10 protein-coding genes are annotated in these 22115 nt (G+C 59.9%); 2 read left to right on the forward strand and 8 right to left on the reverse strand.

The window, feature by feature from the left end; all coding sequences use genetic code 11:
* Positions 1–637: 637 nt before the first annotated feature.
* From ACFPM8_RS12250 to ACFPM8_RS12270, 5 genes are all read right to left on the reverse strand, one after another.
* The gene (locus ACFPM8_RS12250; protein ID WP_378997835.1) at positions 638–1441 is read right to left on the reverse strand and encodes a hypothetical protein; all 804 of its coding nucleotides are present in this window, start codon (positions 1439–1441) and stop codon (positions 638–640) included.
* A 290-nt stretch (positions 1442–1731) separates the two neighbouring features.
* Positions 1732–2016 carry a hypothetical protein gene (locus ACFPM8_RS12255; RefSeq protein ID WP_378997836.1) on the reverse strand — a complete coding sequence of 95 codons (285 nt, stop codon included), beginning with the start codon at positions 2014–2016 and terminating at the stop codon, positions 1732–1734.
* Between the two features lie 24 nt (positions 2017–2040).
* A complete protein-coding gene (locus tag ACFPM8_RS12260) occupies positions 2041–2436 on the reverse strand; it encodes a hypothetical protein (protein WP_378997837.1) in 396 nt (131 codons plus the stop codon).
* On the reverse strand, positions 2433–12938 hold the full coding sequence (locus ACFPM8_RS12265) for a two-partner secretion domain-containing protein (RefSeq protein ID WP_378997838.1): 10506 nt from the start codon (positions 12936–12938) through the stop codon (positions 2433–2435). The genes ACFPM8_RS12260 and ACFPM8_RS12265 overlap by 4 nt, the downstream gene beginning before the upstream one ends.
* 57 nt (positions 12939–12995) lie before the next feature.
* Positions 12996–14720 carry a ShlB/FhaC/HecB family hemolysin secretion/activation protein gene (locus ACFPM8_RS12270; RefSeq protein WP_378997839.1) on the reverse strand — a complete coding sequence of 575 codons (1725 nt, stop codon included), beginning with the start codon at positions 14718–14720 and terminating at the stop codon, positions 12996–12998.
* A 490-nt stretch (positions 14721–15210) separates the two neighbouring features.
* On the opposite strand from ACFPM8_RS12270, the gene ACFPM8_RS12275 reads away from it, so the two are divergent.
* Both ACFPM8_RS12275 and ACFPM8_RS12280 read left to right on the forward strand, forming a co-directional pair.
* Positions 15211–16482, forward strand: coding sequence for an FAD-dependent oxidoreductase (locus ACFPM8_RS12275; protein ID WP_378997840.1), 1272 nt, complete (start codon positions 15211–15213; stop codon positions 16480–16482).
* Positions 16483–16724: 242 nt separating this feature from the next.
* Positions 16725–18242 (forward strand): NAD(P)H-hydrate dehydratase, encoded by a 1518-nt coding sequence (locus ACFPM8_RS12280; RefSeq protein ID WP_378997841.1) that lies wholly within the window; start codon positions 16725–16727, stop codon positions 18240–18242.
* A 237-nt stretch (positions 18243–18479) separates the two neighbouring features.
* On the opposite strand, the gene ACFPM8_RS12285 is transcribed toward ACFPM8_RS12280, so the two are convergent.
* The 3 genes from ACFPM8_RS12285 to ACFPM8_RS12295 form a co-directional block, all read right to left on the reverse strand.
* Entirely contained in the window at positions 18480–19334 is an 855-nt protein-coding gene (locus tag ACFPM8_RS12285; protein WP_378997842.1) for a DUF2071 domain-containing protein, read from the reverse strand.
* 171 nt (positions 19335–19505) lie between these two features.
* Positions 19506–19961, reverse strand: coding sequence for a GNAT family N-acetyltransferase (locus ACFPM8_RS12290; RefSeq protein WP_378997843.1), 456 nt, complete (start codon positions 19959–19961; stop codon positions 19506–19508).
* A gap of 77 nt (positions 19962–20038) precedes the next feature.
* Positions 20039–22096, reverse strand: a complete 2058-nt coding sequence (locus tag ACFPM8_RS12295) for a S46 family peptidase (protein ID WP_378997844.1) — start codon at positions 22094–22096, stop codon at positions 20039–20041.
* Positions 22097–22115 lie beyond the last annotated feature (19 nt).

Raw genomic sequence — 22115 nt, forward strand, 5'->3', positions numbered from 1 at the left:
GCCTGCACGCCGATCACGAGGGGCCGACCCTCATCTTCAATAAAGCATCGCAGCGGCCGATACTTCGGCTTTTGCGTTCTTGACACACGGCGGCAGATAGTGGAGTTAGAAGACCGGTGCCAATGGAGAAATGCCGGCAGCCCTCGAAGGGGCTCCCCGCTACCGCCGCCCGCTGAAGGCGCAACAGTAGACACACGAACCGCATTGCGCGGTTTGTGTGCATTGGCATCCAGGCTTCTAAACCTTATCCCTGATTTTTGTTCTCAGGGACGGAAGCGACTATAGACGCTATCGAACGCTATGGCAATTATTAGCGTCCTGCTATTTTTAGATGTGCTGCGGGAAACCGATTTGATCCCGTTGAATATAAAAAAACCCAGCGCAAGGCTGGGTTGTGGTTAGGTGCCCCGAATCGGTACGTTTGGCTGTAACTAGGCGACGTTATCCCGATTCTTGGGTTACGTAAGAGCACGGCAGCCGTGCAACTTCAAAGTAATCCGTGATGTCTCCGCGTCAGTTAGCAGCGCTTCGTTACGAACCAGGCAGACACCCATTGCCAACAATAGATAAACGAAGAGCCGCAAATCGCAGCCCTTCTGTTTATTGCCAATACTTATTTTCCTTTACGTAGCTTTCCTTAGCCACCGTATAAAACAGTCCTGAGGTTGTTTTGAATACCTTCTGTGCTCTCATCGAAGAAGCCGTGCTCAGAGGCGACCACATAAATAACTCCGTTCCCCTCAGATCGCACATCAAGCCAGTCAGAAGAAAGCAAAGTGTCTTTTCGAGTTTCGCCAACATACTTCCAGAATGGCATGCCAAGCCACATAGTTGAACCGATGGCCTCTACATAGCCCGAATGCAGCGACCAGCGACCAGGATTATTGGATGTATCAATTTCAATCTGTTCTAGAGGCGGGGGCAAGCCATTTGATTTTGTCGGCAAATGCGAAAAACTGCGCCCAACTGCTTCATATTGAAGCGGGTCCTTCGCATTTTGCCAATAGTCATACTCGACGTCCGATACCCACGCTTGAACAAATCCATCTTCAGTTAGAAACGGGGTAACCCAATCTGCCCAAGACGTTATCGAGCCAGCATTAATTTCCTCAATCGAGATGAAGCAATGTTTGAGGGCGGGTACTGAGCCAGCGCGAAATGAAAATCCTCCAGCCTCTGCCGTTCTACCCCACGTACCACGCTTTTCAACTAATTTTAGGAATGATTCGGCGGAGTACTTTTTCTCACGCTCAATGAACTCCATAGGCATATGCAAGTGCCGCATGATGCCAATAATCATCCGTAATGCCTGAATCTCGCTGAAGCCACCTGCGGTAATAAGTCGGCCCAATTTGTTAATGCCGATCTGAATTTCCTCAACGTCAAATTCGCAATCTAGCTCAAAGACTATATCCAGCTTCTGTCGCCTGTGTTCGCTCATTTGAATTCTTTAATAATTACAGTCACATTGTTCTTGGCACCGTATTGGATTAACGACTGTAAAAAAACCCAATATCCTACTGAATAAACTCAACGAAATATCACAGAGCCAAGTAGCTGGCGGAACGTATTCTTATTACGAATCTGGCGGGTTGATAAAGTCATGTCATTAATCAAGTAAATTAATTAATGACGAAACATCATATGAAAAATCAAGAAAATTCATTCAACATCATGACGATAACGGAATCAGTCGATCAAAAATATTTTGAGTAGAATGTTGGATCTTCATTATAATGATTGCAAAATCTTTTGCGCTTCTCGAAGAATGACTTTAGCTTCGAATACCGGCATTTCACTACTTGTTTCACTGAACTTTAATGCACTCTCATTGGGAAGTAACTCATCGATTTCCCTTATAAAATCAGCAGCATCAGCATTCTGAAAATAGTAAGAAATTACCAAATCATACCAAGGCCGACTCTCTTCAATCTGATGGTTAAGGACAAGCTTACCAAGTACTCTTGTTTTATCTTCAGACAATGAAGATATTAAATCACCGACAACAATATCCAATTTTTCAATTCATTACGCTTTTGATCATGAGAACCGTTGATAAAAAATACGATCCTCCCAATCGTCCGAATACGCGTCTATGATATGTGCCATCACTGTTGCCATTCGTTGTGAATAGAACTCTTTATTTTCCGAATTAGCAAATGTAAGCACTTCGGGCCATCGCAATTCATGCATGGCGTATGAAATCGCAGTACCAGGCAATAGCCGTCCCTTGGTTTCACGCGCTGTTCGATACTTTTGCATAATGCCGACAATAAGTTCTATAAGCTCTTGTCGACATTCTGCATTGTTCTTAAGAAATTCTAGAAATTCCACATATAGCGGCTCAAGCTGATCTTCACCAAATGTCGGGTCCGAACAAGCAGTTACGATCTTTTGTGAAATAAATTCAAATTCGCCGATAATAGATTCATTCATTTCTTCACCCATCTTCCCGCGCTAAAGTCATATATTTTTTCAATATATGCATTTTCCGGAACATTAAATCCAGCATTTCTAAATGCATTAATAGCAGCCTCCTGCGCCGACGCTCCTTGCGGGAGATAATGACCAGACGCATTATCAAGAGACTTTACTTGACCTGAAAAAATCCTACCCTCCCCACCCGCGATAATATTCTCACCTTTTGCCAAATCAAAATGTCCAAATAAATTGTCATTTGTCATCCGACCTATTATTAAGGAGCCGTCCTCCTTCACCACATAGAGAATTTTTCCAGGTGTGCGAAGAGCTTGCTCTGCGTTAAGCAACGGGACAGGCTCGATACTGGATATCTCATCTGGAAAATGATTAGCAAAAGACGTATATGATTTACCTCCAATAACAACAGTAGTTTCTCCAGCTGTTTTTGCAACCGCACCAGCTTCAGCAAGCCCCGTTATTGCCTTCACTGCCCCAACCAGTCTCCCCACCCCTCCGAGGAGACCCGAATAAATATTGAAATCCCTCTCTTGCTGACGAGCCAGCGCCTCCTGATAAGCCTTCGTCCCCGGATCGGCAATCGCATAAGCAATCGAATCGCCATTGGTGCAACTGGCCGCCGGGCAATCGGCGGCTAACGGGAAGTAGGCATATCCGTTGACCGTGGTGGATACTCGATGCGTTCCTTGCGGCGCCGCTGGCAGGTCGCTACTGTAGCTGGTTTGGGTTTGCTTCGGTGCGTTGAAGAAATAAGGACTGTTCTTGCCGCCGGTCTGCGCAACAATAAAATCCATCAAGTCTTGCGATGGTGGTGTCATTGGCAAACGCTCTATCGTGGTCGTGGAATCGATTCTATCCACGCCAAACGGCGCGTTTTGCCGCTGGTTATCCGCCAACGACAAATCCGATGTCGGATTGATTGGTCGGCCATTGACATATGTTTCTACCGTACCGGCCGGGATAATCACATTGCCATTCTGGTCTTTCAAGCCGCTATACCGCAGCGCGTCGCGAATTTCTTGCTCGCTATAGCGGCCCTTGGCGGCAAGCGTCTTGGCGGTCGACCGATCCACCGTATGCAACATCCGATTGTTCGTCACCGCATTCGCCGCAATACCCGCCCCGACACTGGCATCCAGCATCGAACCGCCTGTCGCGCCCGCCACCAGCGCACCGACGCCGGCCGACAGCGCCACCACGGTTTGTATCTGGTTAGCGTTTAACCGTTCCGGATGGAAGCTGCCATCGGCATCGTAAGCTTGTGGATACAGCTCGCGGCTCAGCACTTGCGCGGCGAGTTCGCCCGATGCAACGGCACCGACACCGGCTGCGGCACTGCTGCCATTGGCGACGGCGAGGACAGCGCCCAGCACCGCGTGGGTTAAGAGTTGCGCCGTCTGATTCTCATGACCGGCTTGCGAGAAATAATCGCCAATCGCTTCCGCCGCATACGGCGCGCCGGCATTAGCCGCAATCTGCCCCACGCCTTGGCCGACACCGCCGCCAACCAAGACTCCGGTCACGACTTTCACCGCACGGGTGTAGTCGCCGGTCGGTCCCCAGTTCTTGGCTGTTGCTTGGGCATCGCTGGCGGCTTGCTGCGCGTTGTCGCGGGCTTGGGTGGCAAGGGTCAGGGCTTGCTGGGCTTTATTTCTGTCATCTAGCGTGCTGTTGCTGTCTTTGTTCAGAGCATCCACGGCCTCTTGCGCCCGCGTTACGTCGCTATTGGCCATTTTGAGGTCGTGGTTCGCTTGCTCCCCTTTCAGTTGCGCTAGCTTGCCTAAATCACCGGCGATTTGCGTGGCGGTCGCAATCACGGTGCTGGCCGCCGCCGCCATCGCCTGCTGATTGTGCATCACGTTTTTCAGATCGGGCAGGCGCGCAATCGCGGTATTGGCCGTAGCTAAATCGGTATGCGCGCCCAGTCCGGCGGCGCTCGTCATATGTTGGCCGCTGATGTTGATATGGCCGTCGGTCAGCGTGCCGTAGGTGGTCGAGCTGGCGCTGCCGCTCTCCTGCAACGCCAAGCCGGGGGTGAAATTGGGGTTGGCTGCGCCGCTGCTGGTTTGCGCCGGCGCTTCGCCGCCGGCTTGTGTCGGCGCGTCGCCTTTGCTGCTATTGCCGCCACCGCTCACGCCGCCCGACAAACTCACCGAATTGGCCTCGTACTCCATCCGGTTCGCAATGTTCTCGACAGTGAGCGCCTTGGCCGTCAACTCCGACTTGCCGGCATTACTGCTGGCAATCGCACCGCCTTTCAAGTCCACCGTATCGGCCGTGACGTGATAGCCGCCATCGCCGGCAAACAGGCCCGACTGTTGATTGACCACATGGCTGGTGCCGTTGGCCGTCGATTGCGACAAGCTACCCGAGGCTTCCCACGCGGTGCCGATGGAGACCTGGACTCGGCCGCCGATACTGCTCTGTTCGTTGTGCTGGGTCAGCACATCTTGCACCGATTCGATCGCAAGTCGGCCGCCGACGTTGGCGTTGATCGTGTCGGCTTTGACATCCGCGCCTTTTAACGTGGTGTCGCCCTTCGATTGCAACGTGACGGTGTCGCCGCTCAAATGCGTGTTGCTATTGGTCGTCGCGCTATTGTTGTAATTGCCGTTGCCGACGTTGGCCGAGATATAGGCGTACACGCCGGTTTGCGCGCCGATCGAATAGCCGACGCCGACTTCGAGGCCCGCGTTATGGTTGCTGCCGCTGATCGCGGCGCTGCTCTGGCCGGCGTCGAGCAGGATGTTTTTAGCCGAGTCCAGCGTCAAGGTTTTACCGGCCGCGATAGATGCGCCGGTAGCGTGGATATCGCCGTCGGTGCTGGTCAAGTTGACGTTGCCGCCGCCCTGGATCGTGCTGCCCTGGGCCTGGCTGCTGCTGCCCCGGTCCTGGCTATTGGCGCTGGCAAAGCCGATCCCGACTTCGCCCTTGATCAACGCGCCGCTCATGCCGGTGGCGGCACTGACCGCTTGGTAGGCGTTCGATGCCGCCGCCAAGCCTTGCATCGCTTGCAGGCGTCCGTCGGATTTCTTCGCGTTCTCGATATTGTTGGCCAGGTCGATCAGCGGCGAACTGATTCTGGCAAACGCGCCCACTTTGAGACTGGCGCTGCTTTGCTCGTTGCTGCCGGTACTGGCGGCGTTGGTCAGGTCTATCGATTTGGCGACGATGTCGATATCGTTCTTGGCCAGCACGGTGCTGGCGCTCTGCGTGTATTTGTCGCCGGCGCTGAGGCTGACATTGCCTTGCAGGCTGGCGACGTTGCTGCCGACCTGGGTGACGCCGAGATCGCTGTCATGGCTTTTCTCGGTGTGGTAGCCGGCAAAGCGCTCGGTGTCCGAGATCACCACTTTACCGATCGCCTGGTTGTTGCTCTGGTTGGCGTTGTCGAACGTGTTCTGGCCGCTTTGGATCGTCAGGTTTTTGGCGGCGCTGATGTTCAGGTCGTTGTTGACCGCCAGATTGCTGGCCGTCAGCGTGATGTCGCCGGTGGTCGTCGCCAGCGACGCCTTGCCGCCCACCGACAGGCTGGTGCCGCGGACGGTGTCGGTCGTGCCGTCGCCATTGCCTTGGCCGTGGAACACCCCCATCGGCAGGCTGCCGCGGTTGTCCATGCTCCAGCCTTTGCTGGAGTTGGTTTGACCCTGGCTTTCCAGCGTGTGCGCGACATCCAGGTTGATGTTGTCGCGGGCGATCAGCAGCGCATCGCCTTCGGCGCTGAGGCTCGCGCCCTGGCTGGTGATGCTGCCGCCGGTGGCCAGGATCGTCAGCTTGTTGCCGGCAGTGAGCGTGCTGACCTGGGCGCTGCTGCTGGCGTGGTCCTGGTTGCCGCTGGCGCTGCGCGAGCCGGCTTGCACCACCACCGGCGTCATCGCCGCCAGCGAGCCGTCGGCCATCGCATCGGCATGCTTGCTGCTGCGGCCCAGGAAACTGGTGCTCTTGTTGTTGCTGGCGCTTTGTTGATAGGCGTCCTTGAAGGCAGCGAGAGGGTTGAACGTCGCCCCGACCGATAGTCCGCTCGAGCTTGATTGTTGCGCCCCGTATTCGACGCTGGTGTTTTGCGCGGCGCTGAGGTCGACGTTTTGCGCGATCAGCGTCAGATCCTTGCCGGCGCCGAGGTCGGAGGCGACCACGCGCAATTGCTGGCCGGCCTGGATCCGCGTGCTGCCGTTCTGCGAGGCGACGCTGGAGCCGTGTTGCGTCACAGTGTCCTCGCTATGCTGACTGTTGCCGCTGGCTTTGCCGAAGCCGACGCTGGCGACCCCGGCCGAGAAGCCCCCGGTGATGCCGGATTTGCTCTCTGCCCGGCTCGCTTCCGTGTGACTGGTGTCTTGCGCCGAGACGATCGCGACATTGCCCTTAGTGGCGGTCAGCGTCACATCGTTCGTACCGGCGATATTGCTGCCGGTCACACCAATATCTCGACCGGCCTGAACCACCACCGAATCGCCCGACAAGGTGCTGCCGATGGCGGTCGTGGTGTGCACCGTGTCTTGCGAGCGGCTGGATGACGACGACAGCATCCCATGCGACGTCGTGTGGATCGCTTGATCGAGGCTGGTGCTTTGGTCCACGCTGCCGAGCTTGACGTCGCGCCCGGCCGCCGCTACCAACTGGCCGCCGGCGCTGGCGTAGGCCGCCGCGGCGTTGATGTCTTGCCCGGCGTTTAACACCAGTTTGCCGCCGGCTTGGACGGTGCTGCCATTGACCTGGGTCTGGCCTTCGTTCAGGTGGTTGTCGCTGTTGTAGCGGACGTTGGAGACGCTTTGCGTGGTCGCGGCCGTCAGGTTGAGGTCGCGCCCGGCGACCAATGCCGCGTCGCCGGTGGTCGTGACCGCTGCCGCTGCCAGGTTGAGGTCGCGCCCGGCTTGTACCGATAACTGATCGGCGTTGATGCTGGCGACCGGACCCAGTCCGATGTTGGTGCCGTTTTTGCTGGATGCCGAGACGGTATTGGTGTTCATCGTGACATCCCGTCCAGCCAGGATGCCGACGCGGTGGCCTGAAATGTTGCCGCCGTTGTTCAGGATGTCGTTTTGCGCGACCAAGACCGTATTGCCGTCTTTGGCGGTGCTACGGATGTTGCCGCTGTTGGCGATGTCGTCGGCATGCACGATCAGGTTATTCGAGGCTTGCAGCGTGCCGCCGTTGTTCAGGCTGCCGTTGAGCTTGAGGTCAATGTCCTTGCCCGAGATCAAAGCGCCGGTCGGCGCGATGTCGCCGGCATCGGCGCGGGTCAGGTAGACCACCGGCGCCAATACCTGGGTATGGCTGCCGTCCGGCAGGGTCACGTCTTGCGCCACCAGCCACACGATGTCCGAGGTCAATGCCGCCATTTGCGCGGCGCTCAGCGCAATGCCGGGGCTGAGCTGGAATTGCGCGGCGCTGGCGATGCCGGCATCCATCAATGCTTTGTACTGTTCTTCGTTGCTGGCGTAGCTGCCGAGGTAGCGTTTGCCGGTCAGTTGCGTGATCTGGTCGTTGATCAGCTTTTGTTCATAGAAACCGTCGCCCAGGCGCTTTTGCGTCTTTTGCGGATCGATCGCCAGGCGGCCCAATAGGTAGTCGCTGGAGATGAAGTGTTGGTAGTTGGTGAACTTGGGATCGGTTTCGACCAGGTAAGGCTGGTTCGGCTGGGCGTGCACGATGAACAGCTGGTTGTTCGGCAGCACCAGGTTCGGCAATGGCGATCCGGCGCTACCTATGGTTTGACGGCTGCCGCTGATGGCGGTATTGGCGCCGGCGCTGCCGCTTGCTGCGCCGACTGCATTGGCGTTGGCGCTGCCTACTGTATGACCTGACTGATTGGCGCTCAAGGCGCTGCCGGCTACGCTCGCCAGCGCGCTGGTGCCGACGGTGTTGCCGACTGCCTGGTTGGGGCCGGTCACGGGCCGGGTGTTGTCTTGCGTGCTCCAGACTTGCAGCGCCAGCGGGCTCGACGGCAACGGCACATCGTAGGCGGCGCCGTTGTTGTCTTTGATGTAGTGGTTTTGATGGGGATGGCCGTCGACCCAGTGATAGTAGTTCTCGCCGGCCGTCATCTGCTGGGTGGTGTCGATTTCGCCGGTGGCGCCGATGTTGTTGATGGCGCCGGTACTGCCGCTGATAGTGCCGCCGGCAATGATCGTGCTCTTGTCGTTGGTGACCGTGCCCGACAACAGCATGCTGCCGCCGGCGCTGATCTTGCCGGGGTCGCTGCTCTTGACCACGGTTTGCTGGACGATCTGGTTGTAGTCGCGTTTGTAGAATTTTTCGAAGCGGCTGCCGTCCGGCAGTATCAGGACCCTGCCGCCGTCGCCGCTATCGCCCCAGGTGACTTGGTCCGGGGTGTACCAGGTGCCGTCTATCCACGAGCGGTATTGCGTCACGTGTTTGGTTTGCGTCGGGTCGACTTGCAGCTCGGTCGCAAAGTGATTGTTCTGGTTGGTCAGCGCCGCCGTTTGCAGCCGCAGCGCGCCGCCGGCGTCGATGGTGGCGGAGGCGTTGAGAATATTGGCGGCGTTGCCGATGGCTTGATTATTCGCATCCAGCGCCCCGCCCAGGGCCATGTCGCCCAGGCTTTGCAGCAGCGCGTGTTCGCGGTTGGTGATTTGCTGTGCGCCGATTTGCAGCGTGTTGCGCGCGGCGATGACGGCATCGGCGTCGTTGGTCAACGTCTGCGCGCCCAGTGCGATGTCGTTGCCGTAAATCCGGCCGCTGTTGGCGATGCCGTTGGCGGCGTGGATCACGGTCGCACCATTGCCGGCATTGATCAGGCCGCCGCTTTGATTGGCGACATTGACGGCGTTCAAGGTCAGGTTGCGCACCGCTGAGAAATTGCCGGTATTGCTGAAGTTGCCGCTGATAGCAAAGTTCAGGTCGCGGTTGGCGCTGATCGCGTTGCCCGCCGTGTTGGTGTAGTCGCCTTGCAAATTGATGGTCGCATCTTGCCCGGCAATCACCGCGCCGTCGCCGGCCAGTGTATTGGCGGTGAGGCTCAGATTGCGCTTGCTGGCGATGCTGCCCAAGGTGTTGGTCAGGATGCCGCTGGTCGATAGGCCGAGGTCGCCGCCTGCGCCAGCGGTGCTGCCGATCAGGCCGGCGGTATTGTCGAGGCTGGCGGCGTTCAGATTGAGGTTGCCGGCGGCGCCGATATTGCCGCCGACGTTGGTCAGCACGGCTGCGGCTTGATTGAGCTGTAGATTGTTAGCGGCGTACAGTTTGCCGCCGTTGTTGTTGAGGCCGTTGCTGGTATTGAGCGTCAGGTTGCCGGCGGCGACGACTTGGCCGTGCTGGCTGTTGTCCAGGTTGGCAGCGGTCAGCGCTACGTCGCCATTGCCGCCTATCGTGCCGCGATCAGCTGTGTTGGCGGCATTGGTGTTGATGATCCGGCTGCCGCCGTTGACCTGAGTCAGACCGCTGCCGTTGTTGGCGATGCGGCCCGCTGTATTGTCCAGACTGCTGCCGGAGACCGTCAGCGTCGCGGCGCTGCCATTGGCTTCGATGCGGCCATTGTTGTTCAGCAGCGCGCCGCTGGCGCTGGCGCTGAGGTCGGCGACGCTCTGGATGACGCCGCCGGTATTGGTCAATTGACCGTTGGCTTGCAAGGTCAACGCGTCCTTGGCGTAGAACGTGCCGCCGCTGTTGTCGACTGCGCCGGCGTTGATGTTGACGGCGCCGGCACTGCCGATAAAGCCGCCTATGCCGTTGGCAACGCCATTGTTGATGCCTTGTGCGGTGGTGATGGACAGCGGCGCTGCGCCGACGCTTTGCACGGTGCCGGCAGTGTTGGTCAGGCTGTTGGCGTTGATCGCGAGACCGGTTTGCGTGCCTTCGATTTTGCCGGCGCTGTTGTTGACGTTGCCTGCGGCTTGCACCGTCAGGTGACTGCCGCCCAGGTAGCCGCCGGCGCTGTTGTCGAGGTCGCCGCGGGTTGCGGTGACGGTGCTGGGCAGTTGCCCGGAGATGCTGCCGCCTTGGTTGTTGATGCTGGCGGCGCTGATGTTGGCCGCGCCGTTGCTGCCTATGTTGCCCTTGTGATTGCTCAGCGTGCCGCTGCCGTTGCCGGCATTGACGGTCAAAGTGCCGCTGCCGGCATGGGCGATCGTGCCGCCGTCGTTGTTCAAGGTTTGCGGGGTCAGCGACAGGTCGTTGCTATTGGTTTGAATCAGGCCGCCGCTGCTGTTGTCCAGTGCATTGGCCACCGCGATGGTGCTGGCGGCGCTGCCCAGTTGCAGCAGTTGACCGGATTGATTGCTCAGGTTGCTGCTGTTGACGGTGAGTTGATCGGCGCTGATTTTGCCGTGGCTGTTATCGAGTTGGGGAATGCCCAGCGCGACGCTGGCGGCATCGACCACGCCACCGTTGTTTTTGAAATTGGCGGCATTGGCTTGCAGCGTTTTACCAGCAGCCAGACGGCCGTTGCTGTTGTCTAGCGTATTGCCGACATTGGCCGTCAGATTGTTGCTGGCGGTGATTTTGCCGCCGTTGCTGGCGTTGACCGCATTGATCGTGACATCACCGTTGCCGCCGATGATGCCGCCGGCATCGCCGTTGGCAGTCGTTCCGGCAACGTTGGTCAATTGGCCGCTGCTGGTCAGGGTCAAGCCGTCGGCGCTGAGTGAAACGATGCGGCCGGCGTGGTTGTCGATGTCGCCGCCGCTCACGGTCAGCGCGGCGCCGGATTGCAGCGTGCCTTGCTGGTTGCCTATGGCGCCGGTGGCGTGGACCGTGCTGCTGCCGACTGAGCTCAGCATGCCGCCTTGATTGTCGACGCTGGCGGTGGTGATGCTGAGCTGGCCGTTGCCGGCGATGCTGCCGCCGTGGTTGACCAGCGCGCCGGTGTTGATCGCGAGTTGCCCTGCGCCGGCATGGTTGATGTGGCCCTGGTTGTTGCTCAGGCTGCCGGTTTGCAGGGTCAGGTTTTGGGCGTTGACGGTCAGGGTGCCGCCGCTGTTGTCGAGCAGGCCGCTGGTGGCGATGGTGGTATTGCCCGCGCCGGATTGGGTCAGGGTGCCGCCGGCATTGCTGAGGCTGGCGGTATGGCTGGCCAGTTGCGCGCTGTTGACGACGCCTTGATTGTTGTTGAGCGCGCCGCTAGCGTTAAAGCTGGCGGTCCCTGCGGTCTGCAGATTGCCGCCAGTCAGAACGATGTCGCCGCCGCTGGCGGTCAGCGTGGCATTGCCGGCGACATTGGTGCTGGCTTGCGCCAGGCTGAGGCTGGCCCCCGTCATCTGCAAGTTGCCGCCTGCGGTGTTGCGGCCGGTGGCGGCCAGCGCGCCGCTGGCGCTCAGGTTCAGGTTGGCGGCCTGGGTGGCTTTGCCGCTGCTGTCGACGCCGGCGCCCAAGGTGCCGCTGGAATTGACGCTGCCGCCGTTCAGGCTCAAGTCGTTTTGCGCGGCCAGCATGCCGCTGTTGCTGATCTGTCCGGCGCTGCTGATTTGCACCGCTTGCTGGCCGTACAGGGTGCCGCTGTTGGCGACGCCGTCGCTGCCGCGGATCGCGATCTGGCCGCTGGCGTTGGTGTTGCCGTTGAGCGTGACTTTGCCCTGGCTGTCGATGTTGACATCGCCGGCTTGGGCGGCGATGTTGCCCAGGCTGGCGACGCCGACCCCGGCTTCGGTGCCGATCAGGCGGATCTTGTTGGCATACATCCCGCCCAGTTGGGCGACGTCGATGCCGACTGTCGGCTTGCTGCCGTCGCCCTGGATCACTTGCACGCCGAGATCGGCGTAGTTGACCTGGTTGCTGCCGGTGACGACGTTAAGCTGGCTGCCCCACAGCTGGCCGTTGACTTGCACGCTGCGCGCGATCAGGTCGAGTTGATCGAGGTTGTTGCCGTTCAGGCCGCCGGCGCCGATCTGGATGTCGCCACGCGTGACGCGGAACGCGGCCAGGCTACCGTCGCCGCCGAACACCGGGGTGCCGGTAGTCAGCACGCCGCGGCTGGTATTGATAAAACCGCAGCCGTCGCAGCTGATGCCGTTGGGGTTGGCGATGATGACCTGGGCGCGCTGTCCCGCCACTTCGGTGTAACCGCTCAACTGGCTGCGGCCGCTGCCGGTGACTTCGTTCAGGATGATGCGGGCGGCGCCGTTGGCGAGGTTGGCATTGCCGTCTATCAGTCCGCCCAGCTGGGTTTGGGTGATGGTGCGGGAGTTGTTGAGGATCGCGCCGTTGCGATCGACGTTGTAGGCGTTGAATTGATTGTGCGAGACGCCGGCGGCATTCGGCGCGGCGATCTGCACCAGCGGCCGGCCGTTGGCGGTTTGATCGACGGTCGGGCGTTTGCTGCCGGCGTTCGGATTGGCGACGATCTGGGCCTGAACGATGGTGACGCCGCCGAACAAGGCGGCAATCGCGACGCTCAGGTGGACCAGGCGCATCAGGGGCGCGCTGTCGCCGTTTGAAACGCTGCCGGACTGACTGGCTTTACCCTGGCTCGCAACATTTTCTGAAACAGCCATCAATGCGCCGCGCTTTTTGTTGAAGATGACGCGATAGGTATGTTTGTTCATGTTGTTTGTCCTGGGTAAAGAAGGGTGTTGCGCGTTGTGCTGCGCTTTGTCGAACGCTTAATACTGGTAGCTCAGGCTGAAGCCGACGGCCGGGGTTTGGGTGCCGAAGTGCTGCGGCTTGTACAGCGCCCAGCTGGCGAACAGGTCGTAAGTCATGCCCAGCGCGCCGCCGCGCATGCCGAGCGTGGCCCCGGCCAATTTATCGCCCAGTTGTTCGTGATCGCCGGGGGCGTGGCCGACGACTTTGCCGAAGTCGATGCCGGCATACGCCGACTGCGCGCTGCCGGCCAGCGGCAGGTCGAGTTCATTGCGCATGAAGAAGCCGCGTTCGCCGGCCAAGGTCAGTTCGCCATCGAAGCCGCGCACCGTGTAGCGACTGCCAATCGAGATTTGATCGGCCAGATAGAGCTGCGAGCGGCTGGTCTGGCCGTGCAGCGTGCCGCTGTAGGTCAGCGCCTGTTCGGCCAGCTTGAACGGGACGGTCAGCGTGGCGTCGATGGTTTGCAAGGTGTAGCGATGGGTGGCGGCGCTGCCCGGCTGGTCGCCCTGGCCGTTGAACCACGACACGCCCCAGCGATTGGCCAGGGTCAGGTCGAGTTGGGCGGCGCCCAGGTAATGCTTGTGGACCCAGGCCAGTTCGGCCGATGTGGTGTTGAGCGCGTTGTTGCCGATTTCGGTGTCTTCGATAAAGGCTCGGCTCCAGCGCTTGCCGAGCTTGAACTGCCAGCTATCTTTTTGCGTTTGGTCGCGATAGAACAGATGCTGGAGGTTGAATTCGAGGTTTTTGGATTTACCGCTGGAGACGACGCTCTGGTTGGGCGCGGCCACCGTTTGGTGATAGTCGTAGCTGCTGGCGGACAAGGCGAAAGTCGAATAGCCGTACGGGATCGCATAGTAAATGCTGTTGCCGGTGGTGCCGCGCTGGTCGCCTTTGCGATCGGCGTCGGTGTTCAGGCCGAGGTTAAATTGATCGTTCAGGCCAAGCGGGTTGTCGACGGCGAGCTTGACCCCGGATTGCAATTTGCCGGTACCTTTGGCGCCGCTATCGTCCAGGTTGACGGTCAAGGTCCACGGCTTGCTGCGCTTGACGTCGATCACAACATCGCTCTCGCCCGGCACCTCGCCGGGGACGATTTGCATGTCGACTTCCTGGCTGGCGACCCGCTTCATTTGCTCCAGGCCCTGCTCCAGGTCGCGCAGGTTCAGCAAGTCGCCCGGGCTGGCGGGGAACGCGGTTTTCCAGGTGCCGACCAGGCCGGGATCGGCAAAGCGAATGGCGCGGATCACGCCGGGCACCAAGGTCAGGATCAGCGTGCCGGTCGCCAAATCTTGCTCCGGGATGCCCAGGCGGGTGGTGGTATAGCCCTTGGCCAGCATGCGGTTGGTCAGGCGCTTGACGATCAGGTTGATGCCTTCGCGGCCGACGCACTGGCCGGCGTATTGGCGCAGATAGTCTTGCGCAAAGCGGAACGGGTCCAGCGGCAAGTCGCTGGCGCCGGCGGCGCGGTTGCGGGCCGGCAGCTGGCTGGGCACCTCGAGTACAAATTGCTGCAGCGTGAAACACGGAGTTTCCGCGGGCAGCGTCAGCGTGTCGGCTTCTGCGGCGGCTGGGGCCTGCCCTTGCAAGTCGACGTTCGGCTCTTGCTGCTGCCGTTGTCGCTGTTCCGCTTCAGCCTGGTTGCGGCGGCGTTGTTCTTCGCTGGCGGGAGTCTGGACCGTTTGCGCTGCCGCGCCGTGCAGCGCTCCGCCCAACAGCAAGCCGAGGACGATTTCCTTTCTCAAGGCCGATATGCGACCGCTATTTCCACCCGATATGGCCCGCTTCCTCATTTATTGCCTTTTTGCTATTCAGAGGCAAGATTCTAGCGAATAGCTTACTTTCTGACAATTACTTAATGTGCGATGCAACAAAATTTGTTGCAGGGCAACACCTGATCGGCAATATTTGCATATGGGAAATGGAAATCCGATGAAAGCTCGCTTGCGGACTGCTCATCATTGGTCAAAATGAGACCTGATTTTTAGTTACCTTTTGCCAATAGATACTGCAATTCAAGGTATGATTCTGATCGCCTGCGCGGCAGTGGATTTGCACTGCAACATGCGCCATAAGCAAGTAGGGCGGATGAGCGCAGCGTTATCCGCCGTTGGATGTGCCACAGGTGTTTGACGCATCCAGAACGGCGGAAGGCGCTGCGCTTTTCCGCCCTACAGCCCTTGCAAATTTTGAACAAGTTCCTGGAAGTGCCCTTCCTTCAGAAAAAGAAAAACAGTGACACAGCAACAAAAACAAATAGTCGTAATCGGCGGTGGCGTGATGGGGATCTGCACCGCTTACTTCCTGGCCGAGGCCGGACATCAGGTGGCCTTGATTGAACAACGCAGTAATGTTGCCGAAGAATCAACCCTGGGCAATTCCGGGCTGTTGTCGGCCGGATCGGCAACGCCGTGGGCTACACCCGGCATGCGCAACAAAATCCTGGCCGGAATGTTTAGCCAGGAAGCGCCAAACGTCCTCAATGCCCGCCTGAGCCCTGCCCTATGGCGCTGGCTGCGGCGCTGGATATCCGAATCCGAACTTCCGCGCTTTCGCTCCCATGTGCAGCAGATGCAACGCCTGGCGTCCTACAGCCAGCAGTTATTGCAGCAGCTGCAACAACATTTCCAGCTGGATTTCGAGCAAAGCTCCGGCTTGTTGGCGCTGTTGCGCACCGAAGCTGAGCTGGCTGCGCATGCGCCGCTCCAGGCCCTGCTGACAGAATGCGGGATTGCGCACAGCGTGCTCGACGGCGACGCCGCGCGGACGCTGGAACCGGCATTGGGCGGCGCGGCCAGCGTTGCCGGCGGGCTGTATTTTCCCGATCTCGGGGCCGGCAATTGCACCTTGTTTACCAAGCAGCTGAAAGCCATCACGCAAGCGCTCGGGGTGCAGTTCCATTTCGACACCGCGGTCGGTGCGATTGATGCGCAAGGCGCGCAGGTCGGCTTGCAGGTCGGCAGCGAACAGCTGCAAGTCGATGCGGTGGTGGTCGCTGCCGGCGCCGGCAGTGCGCGGCTGCTGAAGCCGCTCGGGGTGCGGCTGCCCTTGTATCCGATCAAGACATATACCGCCACCGCTGCGGTCAGGAATCATGAAGTGGCGCCGCACATGGCTTTGCAGGACGCCAACTATCAAGTCAGCATGAGCCGCATCGGCGATCGGCTGCGACTGGCCGGAATTGCCGAGTTTGGCGCCAAGGACATGCGGATCGACGACAAAGCCCTGCGCACCTTGCTGAAGGTGGCGCAGGACTGGTTCCCGGATGCCGCCAATTTCAATCACGCCAGTTTCTGGTGCGGCCATACCCCGATGCTGGCGGACGAGGTGCCGCTGCTGGGCCGGGTCGGCGCCGGCAATGTGTTCGTCAACCTCGGCCACGGCGGCTCCGGCTGGAGCATGGCGCTGGGCGCCGCCAAGATAGTTGCCGACCAGGTTTGCGGCCACGCGCCGGAGATAGACCTGGATGGCTTGACGCTGGCGCGATATGGTTTATACGGTTTATAAAAACGCTCGGATGACCTAAACTCAATGTGGTTCGGTTGACAAATAAATCCCCTTATTTGCGTACCGACAGGCACTAAAGGGCACCTCGAAAAACCGTAGCGAGCGGCCCAAGGTCGGGATGACGATGTTGCAACACCTGCAGCCGTACGGAGGTACGGTGAGCATCGCAGTCCCGAGATTGGCGGGCTTGCCAAACCCTGCAGTAGGTTTTTCGAGGTGCCCTAAAGCTGGACGGATTCGATATGCGTGCAATATACCCAGTGGCCGAAATCCGGACGATAGAGCAAACCGCGTTGCGCGCCCTGCCGCCCTATACCTTGATGCAACGCGCCGGTCATGCTGCGGAGCAAGCGGCGTTGCGGATCTTGCCCGACCCGCCGCATAGCGCGCGGATCCTGGTCTTGGCCGGCCCCGGCAACAATGGCGGCGACGCGCTGGAAGCGGCGGCCAATCTATCCAAGGCGGGCGCGGAAGTGGTGGCGCTGCTGGCCACCGAGCTATCGCAACTGCCGCACGATGCCGCCAACGCTCTCAGACGCGCGCAACAGCACGGCGTCCAGCTGATGCCGGCAGCACAATTTTCCGAGATCGACAGCGCCCATTGGGCCTTGGTGATCGACGGCCTGTTCGGGATCGGCCTGACCCGAGCGCTGGACGGCGAACTGCGCAACCTGGTGCTGACCATCAATGCCATGCGCTGCCCGGTGCTGGCGCTGGACGTGCCGAGCGGGCTGGATGCCGATACCGGTGTCGTGGTGGGCCCCAACGGGGTTGCCATCAAAGCCAGCCATACCATCACTTTCATCGCCGATAAAGCCGGCTTGCACACCTGCGACGGCCCCGATTATGCGGGCCGGGTCGAAGTGGCGTCGCTCGCGATTACCGACCATCACTTCCCGCCGCCGCACGCATGGCTCAACGCCAGCACGCTGTTTGCCGATTATCTGCTGCCGCGCCGCCGCAATTCGCATAAAGGCAGTTTTGGCGAAGTCACGGTGATCGGCGGCGCCGAAGGCATGATCGGGGCACCGGTGCTGGCGGCGCGCGCTGCCGTCAATTGCGGCGCCGGCCGGGTCCTGATCGGCTTTGTCGACCATGCGATGGCTTATGACAGCGGACAACCCGAGCTGATGTGCCGGCACGCGGCCGATCTCGACTTTACTTCTGCGGTGCTGGTGGCCGGTCCCGGCCTGGGCCTGTCGGATGCGGCGCAAGCTTTGCTGTCGCGCACGCTGGACGCACGCAGCTGGCTGGTATTGGACGCCGACGCCTTGAACCTGATCGCGCGCGAGCCGGTGTTCCAGCAAAAAGTCATGCATCGGCAACACACGGCAATGATGACGCCGCATCCGCTGGAAGCGGCGCGCTTGCTGGGGGTCAGCGCCGCTGCGATCCAGGCCGATCGGGTCGCTGCCGCGCGTGCGCTGGCGCGTCGTTTCAATGCGGTGGTGATTCTGAAAGGCGCCGGCAGCATCATTGCCCGCGCCAACGGTGAAGTGGTGGTCAACGCCACCGGCAATCCGGCATTGGCAAGCGCCGGCAGCGGCGATGTCCTGTCCGGCATTTGCGGCGCCTTGCTGGCGCAAGGCTGGCCGCAATGGCAGGCGGCGCTAGCGGCGGTATGGCTGCACGGCAGCGCCGCCGATCAATTGGTGGCGCAAGGCATCGGGCCGATAGGCTTAACCGCCGGCGAGCTGATTCCGGTGGTGCGTTCGTTGTTGAATGGGTTGGTGCGGGATGCGGCTAACGCCGGCCGTTGAGTTGCATCCGGCAGCTTCACAGCAAGTAGGGCGGAAAAGCGCAGCCCTTGCAGGGCGCATATCCGCTTGCAAGCGGATACCGCTCCGCAGGCAGATGGCATGCCATCTGAGACCCCTGCTACACCCTTCCGCCGTTACCCCACCCAAATCCACCGCAGGCGGCGCATCATGGCGGATAACGCTGCGCTCATCCGCCCTACAGGCGGTTGCAGATTTTGAACAGGCCGTTAGAACGCTTCACAGCAAGCGCTCAGACACCACCTTGAACTTGGTGCTAGGCACCGCAAAGCAAAACGGCGCTTGTTCCTTGCTGATCGCACGCACGAATCCGCACTCCAGCGAATCCGAAACCAGCTCGAGCGGCAGCACCGACTCCAACGCGATCGGCAGTTCGATGGTGGCGTAGGCGATGCGCGCGATGTCGTCGACGTGCGCGATGGCCGAGTCTTGCAGCGACAAAAATTCCACCGCCGCCGACCACGACGGGAAGACGGTCTCAAACTCGGGTGTCAATGCTTTCTGCTGCGCGACTTGGGCCGCATAGCGCAGGCTCGGCGCGCTGCCGCTGCCGCTTGTAATGCTGGTCTGGTACGACTGGCCGTTGCGCTGGTGCCGGAAATCCGCCGCCAGATGGGTCGGCAGCGCATCGCTGAACAAGCGGCTGCTGATTGCATACAACGCGCTGCCCATGATGTTCTTGACGAACAGCACCACCCCTTGCGCCGGTCTACCGTCAGGCAGTTCGTCAACGTAAAGCCGCCAGTTGCTCTGCAGCGGCGACGGGAAGATCGCGCGCAAGCCGCGTGCGGCTGCCGGGCCGAAATGTCCATGCGTGTAGGTCAGGATGGTGAACGGCGTCTTGCCCTCGCGCTGCCAAAGCTTCACCCCCGGCGGCACCAGATGCGCAACCGCGTCGACCTCGACCAGCCAGGTCAGATAGACCACGTCGCGGACATCGCTCTCCAAAACCAGAAACGGCACTAGAGAGAGGAAGAAGCGACGCAGGCGCAGCAGGCCCGAGCTGTTGGCGATGCGGGCCAGCGCTTTGCCGAACAGGCTCGCTGTCGGATAGACGAAGACGTTGTTTTCCATAGGGACTTGGGGCGATGTAATGATTGGAATAACGGCATGTAGGTCGGAAAAGCGTAGCGTCTTCCGCCGTTCTGGATGCGTCAACCACATGTAGCACATCCAGCGGCGGATAACGCTTCGCTCATCCGCCCTACCGGCTATCGCAGATGTTGAACAGGCGCTTAAGCACCTCTAATTCACCGCCAGGTTATACGCATAAAACACCTCGTCGCGCACCCAGCCCAACGATTCGTACAGCGCTTGCGCCGGCAGGTTGGTTTTGGCCGTGGTCAGATCGAGCCGAGCCATGCCCTGACTGGCCGCATGACTATGCGCGGCCATCAACAGCGCCTTGCCGGCGCCGCCTTTGCGTGCCGTCGGCGCGACGAACAAGTCGTACAACACGTAGATAGGCGCAGCCTGGACCGAGCAAAAACTGGGATACAGCTGGCAAAATCCGATGATTTCCCGGCCTTCGTTTTCGGCGACCAGGATCACCGATTCCCGGTTCGCGATGCGTTGCCGGATAAATTGCGCGGCCAGGGCGGGATTCGATTCCTGCTCATAAAACTGACGGTAGCTATCGAACAATGCCGACACCGCGGCCAGATCGTCCAGCGATGCCGCGCGGATAGCGGGCGTTGTCATGGTAGGTTTCCTTTTTTTAGTTATTGATACCGAGGGGCGGGCCGAACCTCATTCGCCCGCCCCCGAGCCGACATCGATCAATGCGCCAGAATCTCTTGCGTCAGATCGGTCGCGCCGTAGACCTTGCCCAGCGTTTCCAGGATCGCGCCGCTATGCACCGCCACCGTGCGGTTGTAGCGTTGATCGAACCAGAAAGCGCCGCCCAGCGACTGGATATTGCCGTCGAAAACCAGGCCTACGATTTCACCCTTGCGGTTGATCATCGGGCTGCCGGAGTTGCCGCCGATGATGTCGTTGGTGGTCACCAGGTTGTAGGGCTGCGACAGGTTCAGTTTGTCTTTCGCCGCGTGCCAGGAAGCCGGCAACGCGAACGGCTCGGCACCGGTGTCGCGCTCGAAAGCGCCGCCGATGGTGGTGAACGGCGCCACCTTGCGGCCGCCTTGCTGATAGCCTTTGACTTCGCCGTACGACAGGCGCAGCGTGAAGGTCGCATCAGGATAAGCGTTGGTGCCTTGCTGGATGAAGCGCGCCTGGGCGATCAGTTCGGTATTCTTTTGCAGCACCGACTCGACATCCTTTTCATAACGTTGACGGATCGCACGCGCGGCCGGATCGACTGCCAGCGCCAGCTTGATGAAAGGATCGCTGGATTTTGCGATCGCTTCCTTGCCGCCCTGCCACAAGGCTTTGCGCACTGCCGGATCGCCCAGCTTGGTGCCGTCGATTAAGGCCGCGCTCAATTGATCCGGCGACTGCTTGCCGAGCACCTGTTTGACGAAAGCATCGTCGGCGCCCAGGATTTCGCGCATCTTGGTCAAAGAAAGCGCCAGCGTCACTTTTTCAAACGCCGGATACACCGGCGCGGTGGAGAACAATTGCTGCTCCAGTTCCGGCAGCTTGGATTCGGCGAACTCCGGCAGGCGCTCGCCATTCGGCTTGGCGCGCTCTTCGGCAGCGCGCACCAAGTCCCGCGCGTAACTGAAATATTTGCTGGAGAAACCGCGTTCCGCTTCGATCATGCCGAACTGCGGCTCGATCTGACGATAGACCTGCTCCGCCGCCGCAATCGCATCCCAGGCGCCGCCGATTTTGGCTTGCAGTTCTGGCTTCTTGGCCACGAATTCACGCAAGGCGGTTTCTTCGGCCTGTTTCTGCTGCAGCAGCGCTGGATCGAGCAAGGTGTCCAAGCGCCCTCTCAGCGCCTTGTAACCGTTTTCGACGCCGAACAAAGCGTGTTCCGCGGTGCGCTCGGCTTCCGGGCTGGTCTTGCTGTACTGCTCCAGCACGCCGCGCAGTTCAGCCAGCCGCAACACGTTGTTGAGCAGCGAAACATCGCGCAAGGTGGTCAGTTGCGCCACGGTCAGCTGGCGCTGGGTCGAGCCGGGCTGACCGGTGACGAACACCATCTCGCCCTCGGCCGCGCCGTTTTTGCTGAACGGGAAGTAGTTCTCGATCTTTGCCGGCTGGCCGTTTTCGTAAGCGCGCAGCAGCGTGATGTCGAGGTCGTAGCGCGGGAAATTGAAGTTATCCGGATCGCCGCCGAAGAAGGCGATAGCCTTTTCCGGCGCCCACACCAGGCGCGTGTCCTGGAAGCGGTGGTATTTGTACAGCTGATAGCGGCCGCCGTGATACAGATCGACCACGTCGCAGCGCACGATGTCTTTTTCAGTGCCGACGCAAGCCGCTGTCAGCTTGGCCTTGATCGCGGTCTGGGCACTCTTGAACGCCGCGCCGTCGAGGCCGGCGGTGGCGCTCTTGACCTGCTCGGTGACATCGGTGATTTGCTCAAGGCGGTTCAGCTCGATCTCGGGGCAGCTGAGTTCTTCTTCACGCCGTTTGGCGATGAAGCCGTCGGCCACCAGGTTCTTTTTTGCAGTCGACATTTGATCCAGGCACTGCGAGGCGCAATGGTGATTGGTCATCACCAGTCCATCCTTGGAAACGAACGAGGCCGAACAACCGCCGGCAATCCGCACCGAACCCAGCATGGCCCGCTTGATCCAGCCGCTGTCCGGGGTAAAACCGTATTCCGCCTGCATCCGCGCGGTCGGCGGATTATCCAGGGTCCACATCCCCTCCGCCGCCATGCTCAGACCGGGTATCGCAAGTGCTGCAAAAAGCCAATGAAATCGCATCGTTCTTTCCTGTAGTTAA

Source organism: Paraherbaspirillum soli (assembly GCF_042654985.1).
Classification (GTDB): Bacteria; Pseudomonadota; Gammaproteobacteria; order Burkholderiales; family Burkholderiaceae_D; genus Paraherbaspirillum; species Paraherbaspirillum soli.